The following is a 16,538-nucleotide window of genomic DNA, read 5'->3' on the forward strand; positions in this document are numbered from 1 at the left end:
CGTACGTGGTGACGTCCTAGCTCGCGAACGGCACCTGCGCCGAGGGCGCTGCCTGCTTGCCGGACGGGTGCTGCCACAGCCCCTGTGCGGCCAGGCGTGGCAGGACTCCCTCGCCGAACCAGTAGGCCTCCTCCAGATGCGGGTAGCCGGAGAGTACGAACTCGTCGATGCCGAGGGCGTGGTACTCCTTGATCCGCTCCGCGACCTCGTCGTGGCTGCCGACCAGCGCGGTCCCCGCGCCACCGCGCACCAGGCCGATGCCGGCCCACAGGTTGGGGTGGATCTCCAGGCCGTCGCGACCCCCGCCGCCGTGCAGGGCGAGCATGCGCTGCTGCCCCTCGGACTCGCTGCGGGCGAGCCCGGCCTGCACCGACCTGACGGTCTCGGGGTCGAAGCCGTCCAGGAGGCGGTTTGCCTCGGCCCAGGCCTGCTCGGAGGTGTCCCGGGTGATGACGTGCAGGCGGATTCCGAAGCGCAGGGTACGGCCCTGCTTGGCCGCGAGGCCCCGGATCCAGGCGATCTTCTCGGCGACCTGCGCGGGCGGCTCGCCCCAGGTGAGGTACACGTCGACGTACTTGGCGGCGACCTCCCCGGCGATGGGCGAGGAACCGCCGAAGTACACCTCGGGCACCGGGTCGGGCACCCGCGCCAGCTTCGCGTCCTCGACCTGAAGGTGCTCGCCCTGCAGGTCGACGGTCTTGCCCTCCCACAACCCCCGTACGACGTCCAGGAATTCTCCGGTACGGCGGTAGCGGGCGTCCTTGTCGAGGAAGTCCCCGTAGGCCCGCTGCTCGTGGCTCTCCCCACCGGTGACCACGTTGAGCAGCAGCCGGCCGCCGGTCTGCCGCTGGAAGGTGGACGCCATCTGGGCGGCGAGGGTGGGTGAGACGAACCCGGGCCGGAAGGCGACCAGGAACTTCAGGCGCTCGGTGTTCTGGCTGACCATGGCGGTGGTCAGCCACGCGTCCTCGCACCAGGCGCCGGTGGGCGTGAGCGCCCCGACGAAGCCCAGGTCCTCGGCCGCGCGGGCGATCTGGCTCAGGTAGGCGACCGTCGGCGGCCGGTCCCGTCCGGAGACGGTGGCGGGCGTGCCGTGACCGCCGCCCACGACATGGCGGCTGTCACCGTTGGTGGGCAGGAACCAGTGGAAGGTGAGGGACATGGGGGGCTCCGATCTGGGCAGTCCGCAGTTCGCAGTTCGCTAGAGAAGGCCGTGCCGGGGTGGCCGGGTGCCGTTGAGGACGTACCTTCCGATGTGCTGGATCTTCCAGCGGGTCGGGTCGTGCAGGGTGTGGGTGCGGGCGTCACGCCAATGCCGGTGCAGGTTCAGGGAGTTGAGTGCCGACCGGGTGCCGGACACCTCGAACAGCGCGCTCGCGACGTCCACCGCGGCCCGCGCCGTCGACACCTTGGCCGCGGCCACGGCGATGGACGCCTCGGCCGCCGAGTCGTCGGTGAGGTCGGCCCGTGCGGCTTCCACGGCACGGGCGGCTTCCCTCAGCAGGGCCTCGGACGCCCTCACCTGGATGGAAAGTTCACCGAAGCGCTGGATCAGCAGGGGGTCCTCGGCGGCGGTCTCGACACCGCTCTCGAACCACGGCCGGCTCTTCGTCCGGACGAACTCCGCCGCCTCCGCGAGCGCTCCCCCGGCGATCCCGGCGTCGATGGCGGCGTGCAACAACTGAGCGACGGCTCCGTGGAGTTGGGGCCCTTCGAAGGTGAGGTGGTGGGGCAGGACCCGGTCTGCGGGGACCTCGACGCCTTCGAGGCGGACGGTGCCGCTGGCCGTCGTACGCTGGCCGAGTCCGTCCCAGTCGTCGATCACCGTGAGGCCGGGAGCGTTGCCGGGGACGTAGGCGACGTGCAGTTTGTCGTCCTCGGCGCGGGCCAGCACCGGGATCCAGTCGGCGAACAGGGCGCCAGTGGAGTAGTGCTTCACGCCGTCGAGGACGTACGAGCCGGCCGGCCCCGGGCGCAGGCGGGTGCGGATGTCCTGGACGTGCTTGGTTCCGGCCTCGGACTGCGCGTTGCCGAAGCGGCGGCCGGCGAGCAGTTCGGCGAAGAAAAACTTCCGCTGCTCGTCGGTTCCCTGACGGCGGATCACGTTGACGTAGGCGAAATGGCTCTGCGGGATCTGGGAGAGGCTCGCGTCGGCGGAGGCGAGCAGCCGGAAGATCTCGGCCAGGGTCGGCGCGCTGACGTCCGCCCCGCCGTGGTCGGTGGGGACGGTGACGGCGAGCAGCCCGGAGGCGGAGAGCCGGTCCAGCTCCTCGCGCGGCAGCCTGCGTTCGGCGTCCCTGGCTGAGGCGCCCGCGCGGAACTCCGCGGCGAGCGACGCGGCGACCTCGAGGGCCTCCGCGTCGTCGGCGATCACATGGGCGGCCATGGGGATCAGCCCGCCGCCGCCAGCACCGGCCGCCGTCCCAGCGCGGTCGAGAACTGGTCGACGACCTGGGTGAGCGCCTCGGTCGCGGCCGGTGCGACGCTCAGCGAGCCGTCGTCCTGCACGGTGATGTCCTTGTCGAGGGTGAACCAGCCCTGCACGATGTGGGCCGCGCCCATGGAGCTGAGGACCGGGCGGAGCGCGTAGTCGATGGCCAGGACGTGGGCGGTGGAGCCGCCGGTCGCCAGCGGCAGCACTGTCTTGCCGAGGAGGGCGTACTGCGGGAGCAGGTCGAGCAGGGCCTTGAGGACACCAGAGTACGACGCCTTGTAGACGGGAGTCCCTACGACGATTCCGTCGGCGCGCTCGAAGAGCTCGGTCACCTCGACGATCGCCGGGTGCTTGAAGTCGGCGCCGAGCAGGGCCTCGGCGGGGACGGTGCGGACGTCGAGCGGGATCACCTCGTGGCCCTGCGCGGTCAGGCGCCGGTCGAGGTGGCGCAGCAGCCGGTTGGTACGGGACGAGGCGGAGGGACTGCCGGAGACGGACAGGACGGTGGCCATGCGGTCCTCTTTCGGGGAGGAGGGGCGCCCCCTGTTCAGGAGGGGGCGCCCCCGGGGGAAGCGGTCAGGAGTACCAGGTGGGTTCGGGCAGTTCGCCTTCGAGGACCCAGCGGCCGACCTCGCGCCGCTTGTACGCGACGGGATCGTGGAGGGTGTGGGTGCGGACGTTGCGCCAGAACCGGTCCAGGCCCTCCGAGGTGGCCGTGGAGCGGGCGCCCGTCACCTCGAAGATCCGGTTCGAGATCTCCAGGGCCACGTCGGTGGCGCGGGCCTTGACCGCGGCCACCCGGACCTCGAAGTCCCCTCGCGTCTGCTCGGTGACCGCCTCGGGGTCGTCGTGGAGCTTCTGCCCCTCGGCGGCGACGGCGTCGGCGAGGGCCTCGGCCGCCCAGAGCTTGGCGGTGAGGTCGCCGTAGATGTCGATGACGTACGGCTCGTCGACCGCGCGCTCGTAGCCGCCGTGCAGCCAGGAGCGGGACTTCTCACGGGTGTAGGTGGCTGCCGTCTCCAGCGCGCCTCCCGCGATGCCCAGGTAGAAGTTGACGAAGACCAGCTGGATGGTGGGGACATTGAGGGTGTTGTAGACGCGCGGCTGGAACACCTTGTCGACATATCCGGCCGCGCTCGACCACGGGGTGCGCACGCCGTCGATGGTGACGCCGCCGCTCTCGGTGAGGCGCTGACCGATGTTGTCCCAGTCGTCGTGGAAGGTCAGGCCTTCGGAGTCGGAGGGCACGATCGCGAAGACGTGCTGGTCGGTGCCCTCCAGGACGCCTTCCAGGACGGTGACGTCGGAGACCTTGCTGCCGGTGGAGAAGGACTTGCGGCCGGTGTAGACGAGGTCGTCGCCGTCCTCGGTCACCACGACGTCCTTGTCGCGCGGGTTGACCGCGCCACCGAAGAACCAGCGGTTGCGGGACGCCTCGGCCTCGACGTGCTCCCACTGTTCCCGGGTGCCGACCAGGCGGGCGGCCCAGAACCACAGGTAGTGGTAGCCGAGCAGCTGGCCGATGGAGCCGTCGGCCTTGGCGACCTCGCGGACGACCCGGTAGGCGGTGGGCCAGTCCTGGCCCCCGCCGCCGTGCTCGGTGGGGCCGAGCAGGGTGACGAGGCCGGCGTCCTTGAGGAGCTGCACCTCGGCGTACGGCGTGGCGCCCGCGTGGTCGCGTTCGGCGGCGTCGGTGGCGAGGACGGCGGCGACCTCGGCGGCGCGGGCGATCCAGTCCTGGGCGGTCTCGGGGGCGGGGTGGTTCTGCCAGTCGGTGTTCGTGACGGTGCTCATCTCAGTGACCTCCTCAGATCTGTGCGGGAACGGATTCGGGGAGCTGGGCCTCCAGCTCCCGCACGAGTGGCAGCACTCGCTTGCCGAAGTACTCGACCTCCTCGTGGTAGTGCAGGAAGCCGAGGAGGAGCAGGTCCACGCCGAGCTTCTTGTAGGCGACGATCCGCTCGGCGATCTGCTCCGGCGTGCCGATGAGACCGGTGCGGAAGCCGTCGTTGTACTGGACGAGGTCCTCGAAGGTGGAGTCCTGCCACATGCCCTTCTTGTCGCCGGTGGACTGGCCGGCCTGCTTCACGGCCGCGCCGAATCCCTCGACGGCCTCCGTGTCGGCCTTGGCGACGATCTCCCTCAGCGTCTCGCGGGCCTCGGCCTCGGTGTCCCGGGCGATGAGGAAGCCGTTGAGGCCGAACTTCGGTGCGCTGCGCCCGACTTCGGCGGCGGACTTGCGGACGTCGGTGATCTGCTCGACGACTCCGTCGAAGTCCTTGCCGTTGGAGAAGTACCAGTCGGAGACCCGGCCGGCCATGGCGCGGGCGGCGCTGGAGTTGCCGCCCTGGAAGATCTCCGGGTGCGGCCGGTCCTCGGTGTTGAGGGGCTTGGGCTTGAGGGAGAAGTCCCGCAACCGGTAGAAGTCACCGCCGAGTTCGGCGTGGTCCTCCGTCCAGATCTTACGCAGGGCGGTGATGAACTCCTCGGAGCGGCGGTAGCGCTCGTCGTGCTCCAGCCAGGGCTCGCCGAGGGCGGTGAACTCGCCCTTGAACCAGCCCGATACGACGTTCACGGCGAAGCGGCCCTTGGAGAGGTGGTCGGCGGTGGCGCCGAGCTTGGCGAGGACGCCCGGGTGCCACAGGCCGGGGTGGACGGCGGCGATGACCTTCAGGCGCTGGGTGGCGAGCAGCAGGGCGAGGCTGAAGCTGGTCGACTCGTGCTGGAACTCGGCGCCGTAGCTGGCCATGTAGCGGACCTGGCTGAGGGCGTAGTCGAAGCCGTTGTTCTCGGCGAGGACGGCGAGTTCGCGGTTGTAGTCGTAGCCCCAGTCGGTGCGCTGCTCGATCTTGCTGGTGACCAGTCCCCCGCTGACGTTGGGGACCCAGTAGGCGAATTTCACGGGCGCGGCAGGCATACGTGACTCCTGTTGCGGAATGTTTTCGGGCACGCCGAATTCAAGAGGTGCGCGGGCACAGGGAATTCAGGCGGGGAAAGCCTCAGAAAGGGGGAAAGCGCGGCGGATCACAGGAGGTTGATCAGGCCGCGGCGCAACAGGAGGCACTGGAGACGCGCGCGAGGTCGACATGGCGTCGCCGCGTGAGGTCCAGTCGCATCTTCATGTCGTCGATCGTGACAGCCGGTGGCGAGAGGCGTCAAGGAAAACCCGACCGGTCTCGTATCGCGGACCATTGAATTTCACGAACGTGTGACAGGGAAACCCTTGAACCGGGCGGGAAATGACCCGCATTCTGCGGGGCATGCGGACGGAACAGCTGGAATACATCGCCGCGGTGACGCGGCTCGGTTCACTGCGCCGGGCGGCGGACGAACTGCGCCTGTCGCAGCCCGCGTTGAGCGAGACCGTGCGGAACCTGGAGCGGGAGCTCGGCGTCGACCTGCTGGAGCGCAAGCGGTCCGGGGCGACGATGAGCGCGGAGGGCCGGGAGCTGCTGCCGCACATCGTCGGCGTACTGGAGGCGGTGGACCGGCTCCGGGCGGCGGCGGGCGAGCAGCACCGCATCAGCCGTATGGTCCGGGTCGGCACGGTGAACGCGGCGACCGTGCCGCTGCTCATTCCGGCGGTCGAGGACTTCCGCGCCGCTCACCCGGTCACCCAGGTCGAGGTGGTCGGCGCGCAGCAGACGGACATCCACCGGGCCCTGTCCGAGGGCGGCTTCGACCTCGGCCTGGTCAATCACCTCGACGGCGACGACACGCCCGCGGGATTCGAGTCCACGCAGCTGCTGCGGGGGCGGCCGGTGGTGTGCCTGCGCCCCGACAGTCCGCTGGCCGCGCGGACCTGTGTGTCGGTGGACGACCTGCTCTCCCAGCCGTTGATCGCGATGCGCACCGGCTATGTCATGCACCGTTTCGTCCACCGGCTGCTGGGCCATCGCCGCTCGTCCTACGCGTACTCCACCGACGGCGCCGAGATGGGCAAGCTGATGGTGGCCGAGGGGCTGGGGGTGACCGTGCTGCCCGACTTCAGCGTGGTCGGGGATCCGCTGGAGCGGCAGGGCACGATCACCCACCGGCCGATCGAGGGCGACGCGACCCGGGTGCTGCTGATGCTTCAGCGCCGCAGGGCCGAGTCCGTGCCGCAGGCGGCCCGGGACCTGCACGACGTGTTCGTCCGCCGGGCCCGGCACCTGGGCGGGACGCTCACCCCGCCCGGCTGAGCGCCCCGCGGAGGAGCATGCTCGTTCAGTCGTCGTCCCGCCCCGGGACGACCACGAGGAACGCGTCCGACTTCAGATCCATCACGACGGTCGCGGGCTCACCCTTGGCCCGTCGCTCCGCCGCGAACTCCTCCGCCGGCCACGATCCGCGAGGAGCTCCCGCAGGAAACCGCTCCAACACCTTCGCGCCCATAGCGGCGAACACCTCCAGCATCGATGTACGACCCGAACCGTCCTGTCTCGTAAAAGTGCGGCTTCCCGGGATGGGCGCGATCATGTCCCCGACCCCGCGTTTCCGTTTCACCGGCGTCGGCCGTCGGCAGGAACCGCGCCCGCGGTCGCCCCGTCGGCCAGTTCACGCCTACCGCATCCGAAGCGAGCCAGGGCACGGAAGTGATCAGCAGGGGGGAACCGGACGGAGGACCGAGGGCCGATGGAGCACGACGACACGCCAGAGGGACTGCGCTGCCTGGTGACCGGCGCCTCGGGGTACATCGGCGGCCGGCTCGTCCCCGAACTCCTCTCGGCGGGACACCGGGTGCGCTGTCTGGCCCGCTCCCCCGACCGGCTGCGCGACCAACCGTGGGCCGACCGTGCCGAGGTGGTGGCCGGTGACGTGACCGACGCCGCGTCCGTGGCCCGCGCACTGGCCGGGATGGATGTGGCGTACTACCTGGTGCACACGATGAGCTCCGGGAAGGACTTCGAGGAGACCGACCGCAGGGCGGCGCGGATCTTCGCCGAGCAGGCCCGGATCGCGGGCGTGCGGCGGATCGTGTACCTGAGCGGGCTCACCCCGGCGGGCGTGCCCGAGCGCGAACTCTCCCCGCACCTGCGTTCCCGTGCCGAGGTGGCCCGCATCCTGCTCGATTCCGGGGTCCCGACCGCGGTCCTGCGGGCGGCCGTCGTCATCGGCTCGGGTTCCGCGTCCTTCGAGATGCTGCGGTACCTCACCGAACGCCTTCCCGTGATGGTCACCCCGAGCTGGGTGCACACCCGCATCCAGCCCGTGGCGGTCCGCGACGTGCTCCGGGCCCTCGTCGCCGGCGCCCGCATGCCGTCGGACGTCAACCGGGCCTTCGACATCGGCGGACCGGAGGTGCTGACGTACCGGCAGATGATGCTCAGGTACGCGGCGGTCGCCGGACTGCCGCGCCGGATCATCCTTCCGGTGCCGGTGCTCACCCCCGGGCTCTCCAGCCACTGGGTGGGCCTGGTGACACCGGTGCCCGCCTCGATCGCCCGGCCGCTCACCGAGTCGCTGCGGCACGAGGTGGTCTGCCACGAGAACGACATCGCCCGCCATCTCCCCGGCCCGCCCGGTCGTCCGATCGGCTTCGACGACGCCGTACGACTGGCTCTGCAGCGGGTGCGGGAGGCACGGGTCACGACACGGTGGTCGTCGGCCTCGGTGCCGGGCGCCCCCAGCGATCCGCTGCCCACCGACCCCGACTGGGCGGGCGGAAGTCTCTACAGCGACCACCGGGAGCTCCGGGTCGACGCCTCGCCGGAGGCGCTGTGGCGGGTCGTCGAGGGCATCGGCGGCGAGAACGGCTGGTACTCCTTCCCGCTCGCGTGGGCGGTGCGGGGCGGGCTGGACCGGCTGGTGGGCGGGGTCGGCCTGCGCCGCGGGCGCCGGGACGCGGCCCGGCTGCGGGTCGGTGACTCGCTGGACTTCTGGCGTGTCGAGGCGATCGAGCCCGGCCGGCTGCTGCGGTTGCGGGCCGAGATGCGGCTGCCGGGCCTGGCCTGGCTGGAGATGGGCGTGGTCACGGACGAGGACGGCCGCACCCGCTACCGGCAGCGCGCCCTGTTCCATCCGCACGGTCTGCTCGGCCAGGCCTACTGGTGGAGCGTCTCCCCCTTCCACGCGATCGTCTTCGGCGGCATGGCCCGCAACATCGCCCGGGCCGCGGCGGCTTCGACGGCCCGCGATCCGCGGCACACCCCTGCCCACTGACCTCCCGGCTCCTCTCTGCATCCCGGAGTACGCACCATGAGCATCTCGGTCGTCCTGTTCACCTGCGATCTGCGGCTGCACGACCACCCACCGCTCAGAGCCGCCCTGGACGGCACCGAGCAGGTCGTCCCGCTGTTCGTGCGGGACCAGGCCGTGGACGAAGCCGGATTCGCCGCCCCCAACCGGCTGGCGTTCCTGGCCGACTGTCTGCGCGACCTGGACGCCGGTCTGCGCGAGCGGGGCGGCCGGCTGGTCGTGCGCCACGGCGGCCTCGTCGACGAGGTGTGCAAGGTCGCCGCCGAGGCGGACGCCGACGAGATGCACATGGCGTCCGACGTAAGCGCCCACGCCCACCGGCGGGAGGAGCGGCTGCGCCGGGCCCTGGAGGCGGAGGGCGTACTGCTGCACGTCCACGACACGGTGACCACGGCCGTCGGTCCCGGCGCCGTGGCGCCGGCCGGCTCGGACCATTTCGCCGTCTTCACCCCCTACTTCCGGCGCTGGTCCCAGGAGCGGCTGCGGGACCCGCTCGCGGCCCCGAGGACCGTGCGGGTCCCGGCCGGCGTCAGGTCCGAGCTCCTGCCGTCCCGTGACGAGCTGTCCGGACTCTCGCAGGGACTCGCCGCCGGCGGTGAGAGGGAGGGCCGCAAGCGGCTCACCGCCTGGCTCCGGGAGGGCGTGACCGCGTACGAGGACCGCCACGACGACCTGGCCGGCGACGCGACCTCCCGGCTCTCCCCGCACCTTCACTTCGGCACCCTCTCGCCCGTCGAACTCGTCCACCGGGTGCGCCGGGCGGGCGGTCCGGGTGCCGAGGCCTTCGTACGGCAGCTCGCCTGGCGCGACTTCAACCGGCAGGTGCTCGCGGCCCGCCCCGCCGCGGCCGGCGCCGACTACCGCACCCGGCACGACCGTTGGCGCTCCGAGCGGGCCGCCGCCGAGGACATCGAGGCGTGGAAGGAGGGGCGCACCGGCTACCCGATCGTCGACGCGGCGATGCGTCAGCTGCGCCACGAGGGGTGGATGCACAACCGTGGCCGTCTGCTCACGGCGAGCTTCCTCACCAAGACGCTGTACGTGGACTGGCGTGTCGGCGCCCGGCACTTCCTGGAGCTGCTGGTCGACGGTGACCTCGCCAACAACCAGCTCAACTGGCAGTGGATGGCGGGTACCGGCACCGACACCCGGCCCAACCGCGTTCTCAATCCCGTCAGTCAAGCCAAGCGGTACGACCCCGACGGCGCCTACGTCCGCCGCTGGGTGCCCGAGCTGGCCAAGCTGCGGGCGCCCGTGGTGCACGAGCCGTGGAAGCTGCGGGGCCTGGACCGCGCCGCCGTCGACTATCCGGATCCGATCGTGGAGCTGCCCGAGGGGCTCGCCCGCTTCAAGCGGGCCCGAGGCCGTGACTGAGACCGGCCGGGAACCGGGAGACGGGCCGCCACCGCTACACATAAAGGAAAAATAAGAGCAGAATGTATGCAGGCGGCGCTAACCGCACACCGCACCAGACGCGGTCAGGCCAGTAAGTCGAAGGAGACGAGTCATGGCCAACGTCTCGCACACCAGAGGTGACATCACCAGCCACCCCGACGCTCCAGAAATGCGGGAACGCTACGCCCGCATGCTCGGCGGTCGTGATGTGGCGCTCGTGGACGGACCGGTGTTCCTGCTCGGTCTGTACTGCGCCGTGTCCCCCTGGATACTCCACTACACGACGAGCCAGCCCGCCCTCGTGACCCACAACCTCATCGTGGGCATAGCGATCGGTCTGCTGGCCCTCGGGTTCACCCAGACCCCCGAGCGCATGTACGGCCTCAGCTGGGCCTTCTGCGCGGTCGGCGTCTGGATGATCATCGCCCCCTGGGTCGTCGGCGAGAGCCCCGACGCCGGTGTGGCGCTGAACAACATCATCATCGGCGCCCTCGCGGTGATCCTGGGGCTGATGTGCACCGTCACGGCGGCGAAGAGCGCCCCCAAGCCGTAGAGGATCCTCGACCCAGCAGTGCAGGGGCCGGTCCACGCTCGTTGGACCGGCCCCCCTCCACAGGTCGTCACCCCAGGTGGGAGTCCAGCTCGCGCCGATGAGCGGCGACCCACTCCCACGCGGCCCGTACCTCGTCCACGGCCCCCTGCTCCCGCAGCCCGACCATGGCAGGCTCGCCTCGCAGCGCCCCGGCCTCGATCCCCCGCCGACACCGGTCCTGCCACCACAGCACCGTGTCCAGCAGCCGGTCCCGCCCGTCGAGGCCGTAGGCGTCGCAGACCAGCCGGATCCGGCGCGCGGCCTCCGCCACGTCGGTGACGGCCGGCCCCAGGTCCAGGTACTGCCAGCACACGTGGGCGACGTCGTGGATCCGGGCGCCGGGGGCGGCCAGGTCCCAGTCGATGAAGGCCGAAGGGCGCCATACGCCGTCCGCCACGGCGTACACGGTGTTCTTGGGCGCGAGGTCGTTGTGGCAGACGACATCCCGGTCGCCGGCCAGCGGCGTCCCGTGGGTCAGGTCGTGGAAGGCCCGGACCAGTCGGGCGACCTCCACGAGGGCTTCGTCGTCTCGGGCGGGGACGCGCTCGGGCAAGGTCACCGCGGCCCTTCCCTCGAGGTAGCCGAACGTCTCCCGGCCGTGTTCGTCGATGCCGAGGAACCGGGGCGCGCCCGGCCACCGGGCGCTCTCGAACAGTGCGAGCAACTCCCGTACGAACGCCGACCGTTGTGACGGTGTGCGCCGCACGGTCTCTCCGACCCGGACGACCTCGTTGACCGCGCCACCGCCGAGCACCGACTCCTCCACCGACCGCCTCCCGGGGCAGGATCGACCCATGGACACGAACAGGACCTTCACCCTCGTCCCGCCCGCACGTCTCGAAGGCTACGGCGTCCGGCTGCGCGAGTGGGCGGACACCGACCTCGCCGACCTGGTCGCGCTCTACGACGATCCGGAGATGGCCCGCTGGACGCCGGTGGCCTCGCCGTTCGACCTGGACGCCGGGCGCGCCTATCTCGCCGGGGCGCGGGAGGGACAGGCCGAAGGACGGAAGATCCAGTTGGCCGTCACCACGGACGGGCTCCTGCCCCGCGGGGAGGTGCTGCTGTTCCGCAGTGGTTCGGACGAACGTGACCTGGAGCTCGCCTACGGCATAGGGCCCGCCCACCGGGGCCAGGGCCTCGCCGGGCGGGCGGTGCGCCTCGCCGCCGAGTATGCGGTCCGGGAGATCCGGCCCCGCCGGGTGGTGCTGTGCATCGACGCGGCCAACGCGGCGAGTGAGGCGGTCGCCCGGTCCTGTGCGTTCGAGCTCACGGACGAGCCGCCGGTCAGGCGGGTGTCGCGCGGCCGGGAGATCGTCCTGCGCACGTGGCGCCTGCGTGCCTGAAACACCGTGGCCCCGCGGGGACTTGGCGTGCCACGCTCGCCGTATGGATCACGCGGAGGTACTGCTCATCGGAGGACGCGCCGGAGTCGGCAAGACGACCGTGGGCTGGGAGGTCTCGGCGCGGTTGCGGGCCGCTCGGGTCGCCCATGCGGTGATCGACGGCGATTTCATGGGGCAGGTGCATCCGGCGCCCGAGGCGATCCGCACCGGGCGGCCATCGCTGAGCGCAACCTGACCGCGGTGTGGGGGAACTACGCCGAACTCGGCTACCGGCGTCTCGTCCACACCAACACCCTGAGCGTGCTGGAGGAGTCGACGGGCGTGTTCCGGCGGGCGATGGGCGACGGCGTCCGGATCGTAAGGGTCCTGCTCACCGCGAGCGACGAGACGACCGAGCGGCGGCTGACCGGGCGGGAGCTCGGCTCCGAGCTGGAGCAGGAGCTGCGGGGCAGTGCCCGCAAGGCACGGATGCTGGACGAGCGTGCGCCCGCCGGCACGCTGCGCGTGGTGACCGACGGGCGCACGGTGATCGACATCGCGGCCGAGGTGACGGCCGCGACCGGGTGGGTCCCGGCGGGGCTCAGCTGACGTTCAGTGCCGTGTCGTCGACGACGAACGACGTCTGGAGGGTGGAGCCCTCCGTGCCGGTGAACTTGAGGGTGACGGTCTGGCCGGCGTAGCCCGCCAGGCTGAAGCTGCGCTGGGTGTAGCCGGAGGCCGCGTTGAGGTTCGAGTACGTGGCCAGGGTGCTCAGCACCGTGCCCGAGCTGTTCAGGACCTGCACCTTGAGGGTGTCGTAGGCGGTGCTGGTGCTGGTCTCGGCGGTGTCGACGTGCAGATAGAAGCTGAGCGTGGCCGTGGTGCACGAGGCCGGGACGGTCACCGACTGGGAGAGGGTGTCGGTGTGCGCGGAGCCGTAGCCGGCGAGCCAGGCGTAGTAGGAGCCGGTGCGGGCGGACTCGTCGCCGGAGTTGGTGATCACGCCGCTGGTGGCACTCCAGGTGCTGCTGCCGGACTCGAAGCCGTTGTTGCCGAGGAGCTGGGCGGACGTGCAGCCGGCACCGCCGCCGCCGTCATCGCCGCCGCCGCTGCTGCTGCTGCCACCGGCCAGCCATTCCGTGGCGTTCAGGGCGAGGGCCGCGTTGGTGGCGCCGGAGTCGTTCCAGCCGTCGTAGAGGGTGTTGCCGGACTGGCCGGTGCCGTCGTCGATGGGTGAGCTGTCGCCCCAGAAGGCGACGCGGCCGCTGCCGAAGGTGCTGGTCGCGAAGAAGGCCCCGGTGTTGCCCGAGTAACCGGTGCGGTAGAGCAGGCCCTTGACGGCGGAGTTGTCGGCGGGCTTGAGGGTGGCCGTGGTGCCGCTGGCTATCAGGCTCTTGGTCACGGTGCCGAAGGAGCCGTGCAGAACGGGGTTGCTGCTGTCGCTGATGGCGCTCGGGTAGTCCGAGCTGATGCTCAGCGAGTCGATGGAGAAGCCGAAGGGGTCGGTCGAGTCGACGCTGTTGTTGGTCATCAGGTCGTTGAGGATCTCGACCGCGTCCTCGCCGTCGTTGTTGCGGTCGGCGCCGGTGTGGTCGGAGATCATGAAGAGGCCGCCGCCGTTCTTCACGAAGGTCATGATCGCCGTCTTCTCGGCGGTGGTGAAGAGCGTGTTGGGCTCGGGCAGGACCAGGGTGTCGAAGTTCGACAGGTCGGTGGCCGCGGAGCCGCCGTAAGTGAGGGCGCTCGTCGCGGTCTTGAGGCTGTAGTCGCCGGTCTTCTGGAGGGCGACGCCCCAGGAGGAGAGGGCACCGGTCCAGTCGGTCTCGGCGGAGGGCGAGGAGTCCTCGCTCAGCGGGTCGGGCTGACTGCTGGAGATGATCCAGTCCGCGTTGCCGGCCGTCTCGGCGTGGGCGTTGTCGAAGAGGATCCGGTGCGGGGTGGCAGCGGCGGCGGGGGTGGCGGCCTGCACGGCGACACCTGCGGCGACAAGGCTGAATCCGGCGAGGACCGCGCCGAGTCTGTGGCGGGGAACGGTAAGTCCGAGCATCCGGCATACCTCCGTGAGGAGTTGGGGAAGGGTGATGCAGGGAAGGGACTACGCGCATAGATACCTGATCAATTTGAACGGTACATGACACCAAGGGGGCTGAACAGAATCGTCCGGTCCTCCCGGCCAGGATTGACCGGGTGTTGACCGGCGGTTGGGACGGAGCCGGACTGAGGCCGCCCCCAGCGGGCATCCGGACTGCAGCGGGGCTCATCGGAAAAGGGGGCGGAGATGGAAGTCGACGGCATCATCAGTGCCATCGTGATCGGCATAGTCATCGGTGTCCTGGGCCGGCTTGTGGTTCCGGGCCGTCAGCGCATCGGGATCCTGTGGACCATCGCGGTCGGCATCGTGGCCGCGCTGATCGGCTCGGCGATCGCCGGGGCCTTCGACGTGGCCGACACCAAGGGCGTCGACTGGGTGGAGTGGCTCATCCAGATCGGCCTCGCCGCGATCGGCGTGGCGGCGCTGGACCGGTCGAAGGCGCGCCGCTGAGGGTCGTACGGGACAAGGCATCAGCCCAGCACGTGAGAGAACGCGGCGCGTCGGAGTCTCCGGCGCGCCGCGCGTGTGCCCTGAGGGCTGGTGCCTCGAGTGTGAGTGGTCAGACGAGTGTGGGGCTCCGACGAGTGGGAGTGCCCCCGCCGGCAAATCCCGTTGCGCCCGCCGGAGTGCGACGGCAGGCTTCAACCTCCTGCCGCCCCTCCTCCCGTGACGGAGCCTCGCTTGCCCTTCCACATCACTCCGCTCGCCGACCCCGAACCCTCCGCCTCAAGCCGTCGTCTGGCGTGGCTGGCCTCCGGGGACGACGGGGTCCCGCTCGGGTCCGCCTTCCTGCGGCTGTTCACGAAAGAGGGCCAAGAGCACCTCGCCGAACTGCAACTCGCCGTGCACGGCGCCGAGCGGCGCCAAGGCGTCGGAAGCGGGCTGCTGAAGGCCGCCGTGGGCGCCGCGAAGGCGGAACGGCGGCGGTCGGTGATCGCGCAGGCCGTACAGGGCTCCCCCGCCGATCTGTTCCTGGCCGCGCGGGGATTCCGGCAGGTCCTGGCGCTCACGTACGCCCGGCTCCCGCTGGCCGACGTCGACCGTGCCGCGATCGACGCACTCGTCGAACTGCCGCACCCCGGTTACCGGTTGACCGAGTGGGAGGGCACCGTGCCGGACGCTCTGGCGCGGTCCTTCGCCGACTCGCGGCGGGCGATGGACGACATGCCGATGGAGGGCACGGACTTCGGCAAGGTCGTCTGGGACGTGGAGCGCGTGGTCGCGGCCGCGGAGGCGATCGCGCGACGCGGCGAGCTGCTGCACACCGTCGCCGTCGTGGACGCGACGGACGGCAGCGTGGTCGGCTTCTCCGAACTGGTCGTGGCGGGTGACGGGTCGGCGGAGGGCCAGCACTACGGCACCGCCGTGCTGCCCGAGCACCGCGGGAAGGGACTCGCCCGCTGGATGAAGGCCGCGGCCGTCCGCCACGCCCTCGAACGGCACCCTCGACTGTCCGGGCTGTGCACCGACACCGCGGAGAGCAACAAGCCGATGCTCGCCGTCAACGACTCACTCGGATACCTGCCGACGCACAAGTCCGTGGAGTACCAGCTCGATCTGTGATCACCGGGCCGTCGCGGCCCACAGTGCGGCCGGGGCGAGGTACCGGAAACAGAGCATCGTCGTCGCCGGAGCGAGCGCACACGACATACCGGTGCGACGGACCGGGCGGGCCCGGATGTGGCATCCCTGCCGCCGGGCTCTACGGCTGTCCCGGCCGCCGGGTACTACGGCTGGTACACGTGCGGCTGCGTGATCGTCAGCGGCGCGAAGCCGAGGCGCTCCAGGATCGGCCGGCTCGTGGCCATGGCGTCGACCTGGAGGTAGCGGTATCCACGCTCCACGGCGGCGCGGGCCCGGTGCGCCACCAGGGCGCGGTAGATCCCGCGACCGCGCCAGCTCTCGACGGTGCCGCCGCCCCACAGGCCGGCGAAGCGGGTGCCGGGCACGAGCTCCATACGGGCCGCGCTGACCGGCTCGTCCCCGGCGAGCGCGACGACGGCGACCACCGTATCGGGGTCGTCCTGGAGCCGGGCGAGCAGTTGGTGCCGCAGCCGGGAGCTGTCGGTGCCGAAGGCCTTCTCGTGCACGTCCGCCACGAGGTCGACGCCCGCCCGGTCGGTGACCGGAAGGAAACGGATCCCCTCGGGCGGTTCGACGTCCAGGGTGAGGTCGGCGACCTCGGCGATCATCAGCGTCTCCTCGGGCTCGGCGGTGAACCCGGCCGCCCTGAGGCGCTGCCCGAGGTCGAACGGCAGGTCGTGACCGTACAGCTTCCACTCGAACTCACGGCCGAGCCCGGTGTAGTACGCGATCTGCTCGGCGATCGCCTTGTCGGCGCTCGACTCGTCCAGGTCGGACCAGACGACGCCGTTCCAGCCGTGCTCGGCGGCGACCTGGCGGACCACCCCGCCGACCCGCTCGACACGGGCACCGGGACCGTCCGGCTGGGCGCCTTCGCGCATGTCCCGGTCGAAGAGGGCGAGTACCGCAACATGATCCATGGGCCCACTTCATCACCCG

The 16,538-nt window shown here is 71.1% G+C and carries 17 protein-coding genes and 1 pseudogene; 8 read left to right on the forward strand and 10 right to left on the reverse strand.

Features of this window, described 5'->3' with window-relative positions:
- Window positions 1–16: 16 nt before the first annotated feature.
- From BFN33_RS04695 to BFN33_RS55405, 6 genes are all read right to left on the reverse strand, one after another.
- The gene (locus BFN33_RS04695; protein ID WP_069758535.1) at window positions 17–1,162 is read right to left on the reverse strand and encodes an LLM class flavin-dependent oxidoreductase; all 1,146 of its coding nucleotides are present in this window, start codon (window positions 1,160–1,162) and stop codon (window positions 17–19) included.
- A 39-nt stretch (window positions 1,163–1,201) separates the two neighbouring features.
- On the reverse strand, window positions 1,202–2,386 hold the full coding sequence (locus tag BFN33_RS04700) for an SfnB family sulfur acquisition oxidoreductase (protein ID WP_069758536.1): 1,185 nt from the start codon (window positions 2,384–2,386) through the stop codon (window positions 1,202–1,204).
- A 5-nt stretch (window positions 2,387–2,391) separates the two neighbouring features.
- Window positions 2,392–2,946: an NADPH-dependent FMN reductase gene (gene ssuE, locus BFN33_RS04705; RefSeq protein ID WP_069758537.1), complete on the reverse strand. Its 555-nt coding sequence runs from the start codon at window positions 2,944–2,946 to the stop codon at window positions 2,392–2,394.
- A 64-nt stretch (window positions 2,947–3,010) separates the two neighbouring features.
- Complete coding sequence (locus tag BFN33_RS04710) at window positions 3,011–4,228, reverse strand: acyl-CoA dehydrogenase family protein (RefSeq protein ID WP_069758538.1); 1,218 nt, start codon at window positions 4,226–4,228, stop codon at window positions 3,011–3,013.
- 13 nt (window positions 4,229–4,241) lie between these two features.
- Window positions 4,242–5,351, reverse strand: a complete 1,110-nt coding sequence (sfnG, locus tag BFN33_RS04715) for a dimethylsulfone monooxygenase SfnG (protein ID WP_069758539.1) — start codon at window positions 5,349–5,351, stop codon at window positions 4,242–4,244.
- Window positions 5,352–5,472: 121 nt separating this feature from the next.
- On the reverse strand, window positions 5,473–5,556 hold the full coding sequence (locus tag BFN33_RS55405; RefSeq protein WP_350760414.1) for a putative leader peptide: 84 nt from the start codon (window positions 5,554–5,556) through the stop codon (window positions 5,473–5,475).
- 138 nt (window positions 5,557–5,694) lie between these two features.
- Here BFN33_RS55405 and BFN33_RS04720 point away from each other — a divergent pair, with 138 nt between their 5' ends.
- Window positions 5,695–6,615 (forward strand): LysR family transcriptional regulator, encoded by a 921-nt coding sequence (locus BFN33_RS04720; RefSeq protein ID WP_069758953.1) that lies wholly within the window; start codon window positions 5,695–5,697, stop codon window positions 6,613–6,615.
- Between the two features lie 25 nt (window positions 6,616–6,640).
- On the opposite strand, the gene BFN33_RS04725 is transcribed toward BFN33_RS04720, so the two are convergent.
- Entirely contained in the window at window positions 6,641–6,829 is a 189-nt protein-coding gene (locus tag BFN33_RS04725) for a hypothetical protein (protein ID WP_069758540.1), read from the reverse strand.
- A gap of 219 nt (window positions 6,830–7,048) precedes the next feature.
- Here BFN33_RS04725 and BFN33_RS04730 point away from each other — a divergent pair, with 219 nt between their 5' ends.
- The 3 genes from BFN33_RS04730 (at window position 7,049) to BFN33_RS04740 (ending at window position 10,559) form a co-directional block, all read left to right on the forward strand.
- Entirely contained in the window at window positions 7,049–8,575 is a 1,527-nt protein-coding gene (locus BFN33_RS04730; RefSeq protein WP_069758541.1) for an SDR family oxidoreductase, read from the forward strand.
- Between the two features lie 36 nt (window positions 8,576–8,611).
- Window positions 8,612–9,985 carry a deoxyribodipyrimidine photo-lyase gene (locus tag BFN33_RS04735; RefSeq protein WP_069758542.1) on the forward strand — a complete coding sequence of 458 codons (1,374 nt, stop codon included), beginning with the start codon at window positions 8,612–8,614 and terminating at the stop codon, window positions 9,983–9,985.
- 133 nt (window positions 9,986–10,118) lie between these two features.
- A complete protein-coding gene (locus BFN33_RS04740; protein ID WP_069758543.1) occupies window positions 10,119–10,559 on the forward strand; it encodes an SPW repeat protein in 441 nt (146 codons plus the stop codon).
- Window positions 10,560–10,626: 67 nt separating this feature from the next.
- Here BFN33_RS04740 and BFN33_RS04745 read toward each other — a convergent pair whose 3' ends face one another.
- Window positions 10,627–11,364, reverse strand: coding sequence for a phosphotransferase (locus tag BFN33_RS04745; RefSeq protein WP_256122629.1), 738 nt, complete (start codon window positions 11,362–11,364; stop codon window positions 10,627–10,629).
- Window positions 11,365–11,392: 28 nt separating this feature from the next.
- Between BFN33_RS04745 and BFN33_RS04750 the strand changes: the two genes are divergently transcribed.
- Together BFN33_RS04750 and BFN33_RS04755 are read left to right on the forward strand one after the other, a co-directional pair.
- Window positions 11,393–11,944 carry a GNAT family N-acetyltransferase gene (locus tag BFN33_RS04750; RefSeq protein ID WP_069758545.1) on the forward strand — a complete coding sequence of 184 codons (552 nt, stop codon included), beginning with the start codon at window positions 11,393–11,395 and terminating at the stop codon, window positions 11,942–11,944.
- A gap of 43 nt (window positions 11,945–11,987) precedes the next feature.
- A pseudogene (locus BFN33_RS04755) lies at window positions 11,988–12,532 on the forward strand (hypothetical protein).
- Here the strand turns inward: BFN33_RS04755 and BFN33_RS04760 are convergent.
- Complete coding sequence (locus tag BFN33_RS04760) at window positions 12,525–13,970, reverse strand: hydrolase (RefSeq protein ID WP_069758546.1); 1,446 nt, start codon at window positions 13,968–13,970, stop codon at window positions 12,525–12,527. The pseudogene BFN33_RS04755 and the gene BFN33_RS04760 overlap by 8 nt on opposite strands.
- A gap of 231 nt (window positions 13,971–14,201) precedes the next feature.
- Between BFN33_RS04760 and BFN33_RS04765 the strand changes: the two genes are divergently transcribed.
- Both BFN33_RS04765 and BFN33_RS04770 read left to right on the forward strand, forming a co-directional pair.
- Window positions 14,202–14,465 carry a GlsB/YeaQ/YmgE family stress response membrane protein gene (locus BFN33_RS04765; RefSeq protein WP_069758547.1) on the forward strand — a complete coding sequence of 88 codons (264 nt, stop codon included), beginning with the start codon at window positions 14,202–14,204 and terminating at the stop codon, window positions 14,463–14,465.
- 231 nt (window positions 14,466–14,696) lie between these two features.
- Entirely contained in the window at window positions 14,697–15,578 is an 882-nt protein-coding gene (locus BFN33_RS04770; RefSeq protein WP_069758548.1) for a GNAT family N-acetyltransferase, read from the forward strand.
- 164 nt (window positions 15,579–15,742) lie between these two features.
- On the opposite strand, the gene BFN33_RS04775 is transcribed toward BFN33_RS04770, so the two are convergent.
- Window positions 15,743–16,519: a GNAT family N-acetyltransferase gene (locus tag BFN33_RS04775; protein ID WP_069758549.1), complete on the reverse strand. Its 777-nt coding sequence runs from the start codon at window positions 16,517–16,519 to the stop codon at window positions 15,743–15,745.
- Window positions 16,520–16,538 lie beyond the last annotated feature (19 nt).

This window comes from Streptomyces sp. LUP47B, from assembly GCF_001746295.1.
GTDB lineage: Bacteria > Actinomycetota > Actinomycetes > Streptomycetales > Streptomycetaceae > Streptomyces.